This window comes from Streptomyces sp. SCSIO 75703 (genome assembly GCF_036607905.1).
Classification (GTDB): domain Bacteria; phylum Actinomycetota; class Actinomycetes; order Streptomycetales; family Streptomycetaceae; genus Streptomyces.
Window position 1 is genome coordinate 4,872,166 of the sequence record NZ_CP144555.1, and the last position, 13,351, is coordinate 4,885,516.

11 protein-coding genes are annotated in these 13,351 nt (G+C 71.4%); 7 read left to right on the forward strand and 4 right to left on the reverse strand.

Annotated elements, in window-relative coordinates; translation table 11 throughout:
* Window positions 1-56: 56 nt before the first annotated feature.
* The gene (locus tag VM636_RS21375) at window positions 57-1,262 is read right to left on the reverse strand and encodes an alpha/beta hydrolase (protein ID WP_030419690.1); all 1,206 of its coding nucleotides are present in this window, start codon (window positions 1,260-1,262) and stop codon (window positions 57-59) included.
* Between the two features lie 83 nt (window positions 1,263-1,345).
* A complete protein-coding gene (locus VM636_RS21380) occupies window positions 1,346-2,056 on the reverse strand; it encodes a TetR family transcriptional regulator (protein WP_037857930.1) in 711 nt (236 codons plus the stop codon).
* A 284-nt stretch (window positions 2,057-2,340) separates the two neighbouring features.
* Here VM636_RS21380 and VM636_RS21385 point away from each other — a divergent pair, with 284 nt between their 5' ends.
* Window positions 2,341-3,957 carry an MFS transporter gene (locus tag VM636_RS21385; protein ID WP_030419688.1) on the forward strand — a complete coding sequence of 539 codons (1,617 nt, stop codon included), beginning with the start codon at window positions 2,341-2,343 and terminating at the stop codon, window positions 3,955-3,957.
* A 635-nt stretch (window positions 3,958-4,592) separates the two neighbouring features.
* Here VM636_RS21385 and aceE read toward each other — a convergent pair.
* Window positions 4,593-7,340 (reverse strand): pyruvate dehydrogenase (acetyl-transferring), homodimeric type, encoded by a 2,748-nt coding sequence (gene aceE / locus VM636_RS21390; protein ID WP_030419687.1) that lies wholly within the window; start codon window positions 7,338-7,340, stop codon window positions 4,593-4,595.
* Window positions 7,341-7,742: 402 nt separating this feature from the next.
* On the opposite strand from aceE, the gene VM636_RS21395 reads away from it, so the two are divergent.
* From VM636_RS21395 to VM636_RS21420, 6 genes are all read left to right on the forward strand, one after another.
* A complete protein-coding gene (locus VM636_RS21395) occupies window positions 7,743-8,180 on the forward strand; it encodes a DUF3052 domain-containing protein (RefSeq protein WP_030419686.1) in 438 nt (145 codons plus the stop codon).
* A gap of 120 nt (window positions 8,181-8,300) precedes the next feature.
* A complete protein-coding gene (locus VM636_RS21400; RefSeq protein ID WP_030419685.1) occupies window positions 8,301-8,759 on the forward strand; it encodes a peroxiredoxin in 459 nt (152 codons plus the stop codon).
* A 124-nt stretch (window positions 8,760-8,883) separates the two neighbouring features.
* Window positions 8,884-9,459, forward strand: a complete 576-nt coding sequence (locus VM636_RS21405; protein WP_030419684.1) for a calcium homeostasis/redox stress adaptation protein — start codon at window positions 8,884-8,886, stop codon at window positions 9,457-9,459.
* A gap of 130 nt (window positions 9,460-9,589) precedes the next feature.
* Window positions 9,590-10,165, forward strand: a complete 576-nt coding sequence (locus VM636_RS21410; protein ID WP_030419683.1) for a TerD family protein — start codon at window positions 9,590-9,592, stop codon at window positions 10,163-10,165.
* 76 nt (window positions 10,166-10,241) lie between these two features.
* Complete coding sequence (locus VM636_RS21415) at window positions 10,242-11,372, forward strand: DUF475 domain-containing protein (RefSeq protein ID WP_053912530.1); 1,131 nt, start codon at window positions 10,242-10,244, stop codon at window positions 11,370-11,372.
* Between the two features lie 164 nt (window positions 11,373-11,536).
* Window positions 11,537-12,268, forward strand: a complete 732-nt coding sequence (locus VM636_RS21420; protein WP_030423306.1) for a Tellurium resistance — start codon at window positions 11,537-11,539, stop codon at window positions 12,266-12,268.
* Between the two features lie 143 nt (window positions 12,269-12,411).
* On the opposite strand, the gene VM636_RS21425 is transcribed toward VM636_RS21420, so the two are convergent.
* Window positions 12,412-13,296 carry a TerD family protein gene (locus tag VM636_RS21425; protein WP_030423307.1) on the reverse strand — a complete coding sequence of 295 codons (885 nt, stop codon included), beginning with the start codon at window positions 13,294-13,296 and terminating at the stop codon, window positions 12,412-12,414.
* Between the last annotated feature and the right edge of the window lie 55 nt (window positions 13,297-13,351).

A 13,351-nucleotide genomic window follows, 5' to 3' on the forward strand; every position in this document is an offset into this window, starting at 1 on the left:
ACGAGCGCCTCCGTCCCCTCCCTGTGCAAAACGGAGTTTCCACCCCTCTACGCGCGTCAGGCGGCTGTCCCGGACATGTCCTCGCGGCACGTGTCACCGGCCTCGGCGCAGGCCACGGCGCGGTATGCGCCAACACCGATCCCGGCGAGGTTGCGCAGGCTCTCCGTGCCCGGCACGAAGTAGCCGCCGTGCCCCTTGGCGCCCCCTGCCGACACGGTCCGCGCGCCGAAGGCGGCGGACATCGGGTCGGCGCCGTGCCCCAGGCCGCCGAGTTCCAGGTAGGGCACCTCGCCGATCCAGTCGTCGGCGTCCCGCATCGCCCAGACCCGGGCGGAGGTGCGCAGGCGGGAGACGTTCGCCGCGCGCATGCCCGGACTGCCGGCCACCGCGATGTCGGTCACCCGGGCGGGCAGTCCGCGGGCGGCCAGCCCGCACACCACCGAGCCGTAGCTGTGGCAGAACAGGGAGACGGCGCTCCGGCCCGGCAGGGCGCGGACCAGCGCGTCGAGGCGGACGGCGCCGCGTTCGGCGCGGGCCGCGGTGGCCGCCTCCATGCCGACGCCGTTCGGAGTGGTGTAGTCGGCCCAGGCGATCACGGCGGTGCGGGTGCCGGGGCTCGCCGCGCGCTCCGCCGCGTACAGCGCCTCGGCCATGCCGGCCGGTGCCGTGTACTTGCGGCCGGTGCGCTGGAAGGTGAGCAGGGCGGTGTCGACGCCGGGGACGACGACGGAGACGCGTTCGGCGTGGTCGAGGTCCCCGAGGACCTCGGCGACCCGGCCCGGTCCGGCGGGGTCGAAGGCGAGGATGTGGCGGTCGGCGCCGAGCAGGGAGGCGTAGCGGTGCACGCGCCGGCCCGCCTCCTGCTGGCCGGCGGGGGAGAGGCGGTGGTCGTGCGTGCGCCGCAGCTCGACCGCGCGGGCCGCGTCCAGCGCGAGCCGGTTGGCCTGGTAGCGCAGGGTGACGGGGGCGCCGTTCATGTTGCCGACGGCGAGGGGGTAGCGGTGGGCCAGGCGCGTGCGCTGGGCCTCGGTGAGCGAGGCGAAGAAGCGGGCCAGCCGGGCCGGGGCCGAGGTGGCGCGGGGCAGTCGGTGCCCGTCGATCCGGCCGTGCTCCCAGGCCGCCACCGAGGCCTCGAGGTCCGTCGGCCCCCGGTGGTCGCGCAGGGCGGTCCAGCCGGTGGTCGCCAGCATCACGAACACCACGGCCAGGGCGAGCACCGCGCGCCAGACGTGCGGATGGGGGGAGGCGTCGAAGGAAGTCACTGGGAGGACACACTAGGAGAACGGGAGGGTCTCGCGTGAATCCAGTGACACGGATCACGTTTCAGTCGCGTGATACGGGGTTTCTACGGGGTTCCGCGGCCAGTGCCCGGCGTGTCGGCATCCGTGCGCCACGGCCCGGAGAGGGCCGGTTCCACCTGGTCGAGGTAGGCGGCGGTCAGGTCCCGCAGGGCCGGGAGGCCGGCGTCGTCCCCGGCCGACCAGATCCGCTCCGTCACCCGCATCACCGCGCCGAAGACGGCCACGACCACCCGGGGGCGCGGGTCCGTGTCGACGTCCAGCCCCTCCCGCCCGGCGATCACCCGGGCCAGTTCCTCCTCCAGCTCGTTCGCGCGCCGCAGGTGCGCGGCGAGCAGCGCCGGCGTCGACTCGATCACCCGGTAGAAGCGCATGTGCAGGTCGAGCGGGACCAGTTGCCCGATGGAGTCGCCGATGGCGTCCCAGCTCTCGCAGAGCGCGAGGCGGAGCGCGTCCAGCGGCGCCTCGCCGGGCGGGCGGCGCCGCACCGCCTCGACGAAGTGCCCCTCCGCCATCCGGGAGACGAAGAACGCGGCCTCCTCCTTGCCGCCGAAGTAGCGGAAGAAGGTGCGCTGGGAGACGTCCGCGGCCTCGGCGATGTCGTCGACGGTGGTCCGCTCGTAGCCCTGCTCGGCGAACAGGCGGAGGGCCGCGCGCAGCAGCGCGTCCCGGGTGCGCCGCTTCTTGCGCTCGCGCAGTCCGGGCCGCGGGGGTGACGGCACGCCGTTCGCCGGCGTGGTGGTGTCCGCCCGTCCCAAGATCCGCTCCTTGCCTCTCGCCGCCGGCGCGGGCGGGGCATCGGTCGCCGCCCTCCGCCGGTCGCCGGTCGCTGCCGGTGGCTGTCCGCCGCCGTCCGCCGCCGGTCGCCGTCTGCTCCGCCGTCCGGCGGCGTCGTTGTCGGTTGTCGGTTGTCTGTTGTGGGTCGTCGTGCTGGTCGCGGCCGTGGTCCGCGGGGTGGGCCGCGGTCGCGGGGATGTCCTGTCAGTTACCGACTAGTGAAATGGTTTGTCAACTGTCAGCGACTGTCACTAGCCTCGAAGGTATGACTAGTCAGACCACCATCGAGACGACGGGTCCGGGGGACGCACCATCAGACCCGTCGGGCCCCGCACCGGCAGCCGGCCTGCGCGGGCACCCGTGGTTCACACTCATCACCGTCGCCGTCGGGGTCATGATGGTGGCCCTGGACGGCACCATCGTGGCCATCGCCAACCCGGCGATCGCCAAGGACCTGCACGCCAGCTTCTCCGACGTGCAGTGGATCACCAACTCCTACTTCCTCGCCCTCGCGGTCTCCCTGATCACCGCGGGCAAGCTCGGCGACCGCTTCGGGCACCGCCAGACCTTCCTGATCGGCGTGGTCGGTTTCGCCGCCGCCTCGGGCGCCATCGGCCTGTCCCACACGATCCCGCTGGTGGTCGTCTTCCGGGTGCTCCAGGGCGTCTTCGGCGCGCTGCTGATGCCGGCCGCGCTCGGCCTGCTGCGTGCCACCTTCCCCGCCGAGAAGCTGAACATGGCCATCGGCATCTGGGGCATGGTCATCGGCGCCTCCACCGCGGGCGGCCCGATCCTCGGCGGCGTCCTGGTCGAGCACGTCAACTGGCAGTCGGTGTTCTTCATCAACGTGCCGGTGGGCGTCCTCGCCGTCGTCCTCGGCGTCCTCATCCTGCTCGACCACCGCGCCGAGAACGCCCCGCGCTCCTTCGACCTGCCCGGCATCGCACTGCTGTCGGCGTCGATGTTCTGCCTGGTCTGGGCGCTCATCAAGGCCCCGGCGTGGGGCTGGGGCGACGGCAAGACCTGGGCGTTCATCGTGGCGTCCCTGGTGGGCTTCGGCCTCTTCGCGCTGTGGGAGAGCAAGGTCCGCGAGCCGCTGATCCCGCTCGCCATGTTCCGCTCGGTGCCGCTGTCGGCGGGCGTGGTCCTGATGGTGCTCATGGCCATCGCCTTCATGGGCGGCCTGTTCTTCGTCACCTTCTACCTGCAGAACGTGCACGGCATGAGCCCGGTCGACGCGGGCCTGCACCTGCTGCCGCTGACCGGCATGATGATCGTCGGCTCCCCGCTCGCGGGCCTGATGATCACCAAGGTCGGCCCGCGCGTCCCGCTCGCCGGCGGCATGGCGCTCACCGCGCTCGCCATGTACGGCATGTCCACGCTGGAGAAGGACACCGGCAGCGGCGTCATGTCGCTCTGGTTCGCCGTCCTCGGCCTCGGCCTGGCGCCGGTCATGGTCGGCGCCACCGAGGTCATCGTGGGCAACGCGCCGCTGGAGCTGTCCGGCGTGGCCGGCGGGCTCCAGCAGGCGGCGATGCAGATCGGCGGCAGCCTCGGCACGGCCGTGCTGGGTGCCGTGATGGCCTCCAAGGTCGACCGCGACCTGGCCGGCAACTGGACGTCCGCCGGGCTGCCGAAGCTCACCCCGGAACAGCTCGGCCCGGCCTCCGAGGCGGTCCGGGTCGGGGTGGCGCCGGTGCCCGAGGGCACCCCGGAGCCGGTCGCCGGACTGATCACGAAGGTGGCGCACGACACCTTCATCTCGGGCATGAGCGTGGCCTCGCTGACCGCGGCGGGCGTCGCGGCCTTCGCCGTGCTGATCGCGCTGCTGACCAAGCGCGGGGCGAACGCGGAGGCCGGTGCGGGCATGGGGCACATCTGAGCCGCGGTCCGGACCGTTCCCGGTGTGCGGGGCGGGGCGCTCGGGCGCCCCGCCCCGTCCGGGTGTCCGGGCGTCCGCCCGTGACCGGCCGGGCGTCCCGGCCCGTTCGCCTATCAGGGTGACAGGGGGCCGGAAACCTCGCCTTCGGGGCCCCGGCAGGTGACAGTGGGTCAAGCCCTCCGCAGGGCATGGGGGAGCGGAGGCCGCGGCGCGCGCTGCCGGAGGGGGGCAGCGCGCGGCCGGCCCGCCCCGGGATGCCGCGTCCGGTACGGGGTACCCGGAGGGTGAGTCCGGCCGGGCCCGGCACGACGCGGGGCCCGCGGGGCTCGACGAGGGCGCGCTGCGGCACCGATCGCGCGGGAACCCCCGCTCACCTGACCGCACGGGGCCATGGAACGGGCCGGACCGCGCGGCGCCCGCAGCCGTCGGACCTCTCCGCGGCCACGGAGCCCGGCCGTGGGCCCGCGGCCCGCCCCACGGGACACGGAAGCGGCCGGGGGTGTCCCGCGGCGGGCGGGCGCCCCCGGCCGGAGCCGGTCCGGGGCCCGGCGACCGGGCCCGTGCCGAGGCGTCCTGGGCCTCTCGTGTGGATCACGCCGGGCTCGCGGGGGCCGGCCTGATCCCAACGAAAGACCCTAGGCGTCGCCGCCCGCGACCCCCGGGTCGGCCGCCGTGACGTCCAGCAGCCGGTACCGGTCCACCGCCTGCTTCAGCGCCGACCGGTCGACCTTGCCCTCGCGGGCCAGCTCCGTCAGCACCGCCACCACGATCGACTGGGCGTCGATGTGGAAGAAGCGCCGCGCCGCCCCGCGGGTGTCCGCGAAGCCGAAGCCGTCGGCGCCCAGCGACTGGTACGTCCCCGGCACCCACCGCGCGATCTGGTCCGGCACCGACCGCATCCAGTCGGACACCGCCACGAAGGGGCCCTCGGCCCCGGCCAGCCTCCGCGTCACCCACGGCACCCGCTGTTCCTCCTCCGGGTGCAGCAGGTTGTGCTCCTCGCAGGCCACGGCCTCGCGCCGGAGCTCGTTCCAGGAGGTCGCCGACCAGACGTCGGCGCGCACGTTCCACTCCTCGGCGAGGATGCGCCGGGCCTCCAGCGCCCACGGGACCGCCACACCGGACGCCAGGATCTGCGCCGGGACGGCACCGGCCCCGCCCGCGGCGATGCGGTGGACGCCCTTGAGGATGCCCTCCACGTCCACGTCCGCCGGCTCGGCCGGGTGCTGGATCGGCTCGTTGTAGACGGTCAGGTAGTAGAAGACGTCCTCGCCGTGCGGGTGCCGCGCGTCGCCGCCGTACATGCGGCGCAGGCCGTCCTGGACGATGTGCGCGATCTCGTAGGCGTACGCCGGGTCGTACGCGACGCACGCCGGGTTGGTCGAGGCCAGCAACTGCGAGTGGCCGTCCGCGTGCTGGAGCCCCTCACCGGTCAGGGTCGTGCGTCCGGCGGTCGCGCCCAGCACGAATCCGCGCGCGAGCTGGTCGGCCATCTGCCAGAACTGGTCGCCGGTGCGCTGGAACCCGAACATCGAGTAGAAGACGTAGACCGGGATCAGCGGTTCGCCGTGGGTGGCGTAGGCCGAGCCGGCCGCGATCAGCGAGGCCGTGCAGCCCGCCTCCGAGATGCCGTCGTGCAGCATCTGCCCGTTCGGCGCCTCCTTGTAGGCGAGGAGCAGGTCCCGGTCGACCGACTCGTACTGCTGGCCCAGCGGGTTGTAGATCTTCGCACTCGGGAAGAACGAGTCCATGCCGAAGGTGCGGTACTCGTCGGGCGCGATCAGCACGAACCGACGGCCGATCTCCTTGTCCCGCATGAGGTCCTTCAGCAGGCGCACGAAGGCCATGGTGGTGGCGATCGACTGCTGGCCGGAACCCTTCTTCACCGTCGCGTACGTGGCGTCGCCCGGCAGCGCGAGCGGCTTCGACCGCACCAGCCGGGTCGGGACGTACCCGCCCAGACCGCGGCGCCGGTCGTGCATGTACTGCATCTCCTCGGTGTCCGGCCCCGGGTGGTAGTACGGCGGCGGGCCGGACTCCAGTTCCCGGTCGGAGATCGGCAGGTGCAGCCGGTCGCGGAAGCCCTTGAGGTCGTCGACCGTGAGCTTCTTCATCTGGTGGGTGGCGTTGCGGCCCTCGAAGTTCGGGCCCAGCGTCCAGCCCTTGACCGTCTTGGCCAGGATGACCGTGGGCTGCCCCTTGTGCTCGACGGCCGCCTTGTACGCCGCGTAGATCTTGCGGTGGTCGTGGCCGCCGCGGCCCAGGTGCAGGATCTGGTCGTCGGTCATGTTCTCGACCATCGCGCGCAGCCGGTGGTCGTCGCCGAAGAAGTGGTCGCGGATGTACGCGCCGGACTCCGTGGCGTACGTCTGGAACTGTCCGTCCGGCGTGGTGTTCATCCGGTTGACCAGCACGCCGTCGCGGTCCTGGGCCAGCAGCGGGTCCCAGGAACGGTCCCACACCAGCTTGATCACGTTCCAGCCGGCGCCCCGGAAGATCGACTCCAGCTCCTGGATGATCTTCCCGTTGCCGCGCACCGGACCGTCCAGGCGCTGGAGGTTGCAGTTGACCACGAAGGTCAGGTTGTCCAGGCCCTCGCGGGCGGCGATGGAGAGCTGGCCCAGCGACTCGGGCTCGTCCATCTCGCCGTCGCCGAGGAAGGCCCACACGTGCGAGCGGGAGGTGTCGGCGATGCCGCGCGCCTGCATGTACCGGTTCATGCGCGCCTGGTAGATCGCGCCGATCGGGCCGAGCCCCATCGACACCGTGGGGAACTCCCAGAAGTCCGGCATGGAGCGCGGGTGCGGGTACGAGGACAGCCCGTCCGGCGCCTTGGACTTCTCCTGCCGGAACCCGTCCAGGTGCCGTTCGCCGAGCCGGTCCAGGAGGTAGGCGCGGGCGTAGATGCCGGGCGAGGCGTGCCCCTGGAAGAAGACCTGGTCGCCGCCGTCCCCGTGGTCCTTGCCGCGGAAGAAGTGGTTGAAGCCCACGTCGTACAGCGAGGCCGACGAGGCGAAGGTGGCGATGTGACCGCCCACGCCGATGCCGGGCCGCTGCGCCCGGGACACCATCACCGCGGCGTTCCACCGGGTGGCGTTGAGGATCTTGCGCTCGATCTCCTCGTTGCCGGGGAAGAACGGCTCGTCGCGGGTCGCGATGGTGTTCACGTAGTCCGTGCTGCGCATCTCGGGCACGGCCACGCGCTTCTCGCGGGCCCGCTCGATCAGCCGCAGCATGAGGTAGCGGGCCCGCTCCCGGCCGCGCTCGTCGACGGCGGCGTCGAGGGAGTCGAGCCACTCCTGCGTTTCCTCGGGGTCGAAGTCAGGAACCTGACTCGGCAGGCCGCCAATGATGATCGGACTGCGATCGTTTGCGGAAGCCACGCTGTTCCTTCACTGTCGGAGGGCCACGGTGCGACGGGTGCGGGGTACGCCGTTTCCCATCGTCCACCGCAGGCGGGAAAACGTCATCTGTACCGTGGGGTAACCGGTTCCCTCACGGGAATCGGGACACGGTCGTCCGAGTGTCGTACCCCGCAGGGTTCCCAAATGCGCAAACGGGGCAGATAGGTGTGGTGTACGTCACCTTCGGTCTGGACGGCAAGGCGGGAGTTGCGGCGACACCGCCCGGATCGTCACCGTTTCGGCGGTCCCGGCGGCCGGGTACTTGCGCGATCCGTCCCGCCCGTGTGGACTACGGCCAAGCCACGCGCACGCGCGTGGCCGAGATCCCTCCGGTCCCGACGGACCGGGGGCCCCGACCAAGACATGATCAGGAGGCAACCCGTGAGCGCGACCGCGGACCACGCGGAGGAGCGGACGAACCCTGCCGTAAGGCTGGGGTTCCAGCCCGAGCAGGTGGTCCAGGAGATCGGCTACGACGACGATGTCGACCAGGAGCTCCGCGAGGCCATCGAAGGAGCCGTCGAGGGCGAGCTGGTGGACGAGGACTACGAGGACGTGGCCGACGCCGTCGTGCTGTGGTTCCGTGACGACGACGGCGACCTGACGGATGCGCTGGTGGATGCCACCACGTACATCGAAGAAGGCGGCTCGATCCTGCTCCTGACGCCGAAGACCGGCCGGACCGGATACGTCGAGCCCAGTGACATCTCGGAAGCCGCGACGACGGCAGGGCTGACGGCGTCCAAGAGCATCAGCGTCGGCAAGGACTGGAGCGGCAGCCGGCTGGCGACGCCGAAGGCGGCCAAGTCGAAGCGCTGAGCCGTACGACCGTCCCGGACCGTGGACGGACCGGCACCGTCCGGCCCGTCCGCGGTCCCGCGACGGCCCCTGCGTAGGGTGTTTCCCAGCGAACCACCCTCCGAAGGGACGAACAGGACCATGGCGATCCAGGTCGGCGACAAGGCCCCCGACTTCGAGCTGAAGGACAACCACGGCGCCACCGTGCGGCTGTCCGACTTCCACGGGCGCGCGAACGTCGTGCTGCTCTTCTACCCGTTCGCCTTCACGGGCGTCTGCACGGGCGAGCTGTGCGAGATCCGCGACAACCTGCCCCGCTTCGCCGACCGCGACACCCAGGTGCTCGCCGTGTCCAACGACTCCATCCACACCCTGCGCGTCTTCGGCGAGCAGGAGGGCCTGGAGTACCCGTTGCTGTCGGACTTCTGGCCGCACGGCAACGTCTCGCGCGCCTACGGCGTCTTCGACGAGGACAAGGGCTGTGCCGTCCGCGGCACCTTCGTCATCGACCGGGAGGGCGTCGTCCGCTGGACCGTCGTCAACGGCCTGCCGGACGCCCGTGACCTGGACGAGTACGTGAAGGCGCTCGACACCCTGTGATTCCCGGGCCGCACGGCCCGCGGCGGACGGGAACCCGTCACTAGGATCGACTCGTTGATCCGGCATCCACACACACATCCGACGCACGACGGGGCTCACGCCCCGGGACACCAAGGGAGGACTCGTGGGAGTCAGCCTCAGCAAGGGCGGCAACGTATCGCTGACCAAGGAGGCCCCCGGCCTGACCGCGGTCATCGTCGGTCTGGGGTGGGATGTCCGCACCACGACCGGCACCGGCTTCGACCTCGACGCCAGCGCGCTGCTGCTGAACAGTTCCGGCAAGGTCGCCAGCGACCAGCACTTCGTGTTCTTCAACAACCTCAGGAGCCCCGACGGCTCGGTCGAGCACACCGGCGACAACCTCACCGGTGAGGGCGAGGGCGACGACGAGCAGATCAAGGTCGACCTGGCCGGCGTCCCCGCCGACATCGAGAAGATCGTCTTCCCGGTCTCGATCTACGACGCCGAGAACCGCCAGCAGTCCTTCGGCCAGGTCCGCAACGCCTTCATCCGCGTCGTGAACCAGGCGGGCGAGGCCGAGATCGCCCGCTACGACCTGAGCGAGGACGCCTCCACGGAGACCGCGATGGTCTTCGGCGAGCTGTACCGCAACGGCGCGGAGTGGAAGTTCCGCGCCATCGGCCAGGGCTACGCCTCGGGCCTGCGCGGCATCGCGCAGGACTTCGGCGTGAACGTCTGAGACGTGTGAACGTCCCGGACGCCTGAACACCCCGAGGCGAACGGCCTCATCGTCCGGCGCCGCACGGTTTACGTGCGGCGCCGGACGCGCAAGTAACCCAAGAACCATCACCCGGGGAGGGACCATCACCATGGGCGTCACTCTTGCCAAGGGGGGCAACGTCTCGCTGTCGAAGGCCGCACCGAACCTCACTCAGGTGCTGGTCGGCCTCGGCTGGGACGCGCGTTCCACCACCGGAGCACCCTTCGACCTCGACGCCAGCGCGCTGGTGTGCAGCGGCGGCCGGGTGCTCGGGGACGAGTGGTTCGTCTTCTACAACCAGCTCACGAGCCCCGACGGCTCCATCGAGCACACCGGCGACAACCTCACCGGTGAGGGCGAGGGCGACGACGAGTCCCTCCTGGTCGACCTCTCCAGGGTCCCGGCCCACGCCGACAAGATCGTCTTCCCGGTGTCGATCCACCTGGCCGACGAGCGCGGCCAGACCTTCGGCCAGGTCGCCAACGCCTTCATCCGGGTCGTCAACCAGGCCGACGGCCAGGAGCTGGCCCGCTACGACCTGAGCGAGGACGCCTCCAGCGAAACGGCCATGATCTTCGGTGAGCTGTACCGCTACCAGGGTGAGTGGAAATTCCGTGCAGTTGGTCAGGGGTACGCGTCCGGGCTGCGCGGGATCGCCCTAGACTTCGGAGTCAACGTTTCGTAAAGCCGGGTACGGCGCAGGGGAGCGCCTCCCCCAGACTCCGTCTGGGAAGGACCCCCCACACACGATGGGGTAGCCAGTGATTCTGAAAACCTTCGGCTGGTCGTTCGCGGTCACCGCGCTCGGCCTGGTCGCGGCGGTCTTCTACGGGGGGTGGACCGCGTTCGGGATCGTGGCGATCCTCTCCGTTCTGGAGATCTCGCTGTCGTTCGACAACGCGGTGGTCAACGCCGGGATCCTGAAGAAGATGAACGCCTTCTGGCAGAAGATCTTCCTCACCCTGGGCATCCTGATCGCCGTCTTCGGCATGCGGCTGGTCTTCCCGGTCGTCATCGTGGCGGTCAGTGCCCAGCTCGGGCCGATCGAGGCCGTCGAACTGGCCCTCACCGACAAGCACCGCTACCAGGAGCTGGTGACCGACGCGCATCCGGCGATCGCGGCGTTCGGCGGCATGTTCCTGCTGATGATCTTCCTGGACTTCGTCTTCGAGGACCGGGACATCAAGTGGCTGTCCTGGCTGGAGCGTCCGCTGGCCAGGCTGGGCAAGGTCGACATGCTGTCGGTCTGCGTGGCGCTGGTCGTGCTGCTGGTCTCGGCGATGACCTTCGCCACCCACGCCCACCAGCACGGCGGGGCCACGGTCGACAAGGCCGAGACCGTCCTGATCGCGGGGGTGGCCGGTCTGATCACCTACATGATCGTCGGCGGGCTCTCCGGGTACTTCGAGGACAAGCTCGAAGAGGAGGAGGAGGCCGACGAGGCCGACGAGCGCGCGGGCAGGCCGCGCTCGGCGATGGCCCTGGCCGGCAAGGCGGCCTTCTTCATGTTCCTGTACCTGGAGGTGCTGGACGCCTCGTTCTCCTTCGACGGCGTGATCGGCGCCTTCGCCATCACCAACGACATCGTCCTGATGGCGCTCGGCCTGGGCATCGGCGCGATGTACGTGCGGTCGCTCACGGTCTACCTGGTCCGCCAGGGCACCCTGGACGACTACGTCTACCTGGAGCACGGCGCCCACTACGCGATCGGCGCCCTCGCCGTGATCCTCCTGGTCACCATCCAGTACCAGATCAACGAGATCATCACCGGCCTGGTCGGCGTCGTCCTCATCGGCTGGTCCTTCTGGTCCTCCGTACGCCGCAACCGCGCCCTCGCCGCCACCGAGCGAGCGGACGACGGCGAGAAGACCGAGGTTCCCTCGGGCGTGTGAGGGTCCGCCGGCCCCTGGCCGGTTCCGCCTCCGGAGCGCACGCGCGCCGGTGTGAACCGGCCCCGGGGGCGGGAACGCTTGTGACGGGGCGGGCGCAGGGAGAGTGCTCCCCGCGACCGCCCCGTCCGCATGCCGGTACGAGTCGAGAGGACGTGGGGGCGAAAATGGGCTTCCTGGACGGACTGTGGCGGGGCCGCGAGAGCGAGTTCGACTCGGGCAGCGCCGCGACCAACGCCATAGAACTGACCAAACGGCACAGCCAGATCTCCCTGACCAAACAGGGCGCGGCCACCGGCAACCTCCGCATCAACCTGTCCTGGCGGATGCGGACCTCCGACGTCGTGGGCGTCCAGCGGGAGAGCCTGCTGCGCCACCCGTTCAAGGCGCTGAAGCCGCCGGCGGTCGTCGGGCACAGCCAGAGCATGGTCAACGTCGACCTCGACCTCGGCTGCCTCTACGAACTCCAGGACGGCACCAAGGGAGTGGTCCAGCCGCTCGGCGGCTACCTCGGCGACGTCAACGCCCCGCCGTACGTGAAGATCAGCGGCGACGACCGGTTCGGCTCGGCCTCCGGCGAGACGATGTACATCAACCTCGACCAGCGCGAGGCCATCAAGCGGCTCCTGGTCTTCGTGTACATCTACGACCAGACGCCCGCCTTCGACCGCACCCACGCCATCGTCACGCTCTACCCGAGCAACGGGCCGCGCATCGAGATCGGCCTCGACGAACGGCACCCGCAGGCCCGCTCCTGCGCCGTGGTGCTGATCGAGAACGTCAAGGACGAGATCCTCGTCCACCGCGAGGTGAAGTTCGTCTACGGCTTCCAGGGCGAGCTGGACCGGCTCTACGGCTGGGGGCTCCACTGGGGGCGCGGCTACAAGTCGAAGACGTAGCGGCGGGTCCGGGCCCGCCCGCGCCCCGGCCCGTCTCCCGGCCGGCGTCGGGGAGGCGAGCGCACGGGGCACCGCGGCGGCCCCAGGGCCTCTCGTCGGCTCAGGCCGGGCTCGCGAGGTCCGGCCTGACCCGGGCGAAGACCCTAGCGGCCCACGAACTGGGGGCCCTGCGGGGGGAGGCGGAAGTCGGGGTCCGGGGCGGGCCCGACCGGCGCCGGGTAGCCGTAGCCGGCCTGCGCCAGGGCGGCGGCCGGGGCTTGCGGGTAGCCGTAGCCGGGCCGCCCGGCGGGCTGCGGGTAGCCGTAGGCCGGCCCCGTCGCCGCGGGCGGCTGCGGGTAGCCGTAGGCGGGCTGGGCGGGCACCCCGGGCACGCCCGGCGGCTGCTCCGGGGGCAGCGGGCGCGAGACCTCGGGGACCGGCGCGGCCGGCGGCGCCGGGGCGGGCGGCGCCGGGTCCTCGGCGTCGGACGCGTCCTGCGCCGCCTCCGACTCGTCCACCGAGATGCCGAAGTCGGTCGCGAGGCCCTTCAGACCGTTCGAGTAGCCCTCGCCGAGCGCCCGGAACTTCCAGCCCTCCCCGCGCCGGTACAGCTCGCCGCAGATCAGCGCCGTCTCCCGGCCGGTCTCCGGCCGGACGTCGAAATACGCCAGCGGTTCCTCGTCCCCGGCCACCGCGTCGTACAGCAGGATGCGCAGGTCGTGCACCTGGTCGAAGGCGACACCGTCCGCCGAGGCGACCAGCAGGATCCTGCCCACCGAGCCCTCGACCCCGGACAGGTCCGTCTGGACCGTGTCCGTCAGCGCGTCCCCGGCCCGCTTCTTGCCGAGCCGCCAGACCTGCCCGGAGGGGTGCCGCGGCTGGTTGTAGAAGACGAAGTCCTCGTCGGAACGCACACGGTCGTCGTGGCCCAGCAGCAGCGCGGAGGCGTCGACGTCCGGGACCCCCTGCCCGGGGGTCCAGCGCAGCACGGCGCGTACCGTGGTGGCTTGCAGCGGGACGTTCGACCCCTTCAGCATCGCGTGCGTCATGCCGTCATCCTGCCCTCTCGGTCCTGGTCACGACAACGCGGGGCCGGTGGCCGGA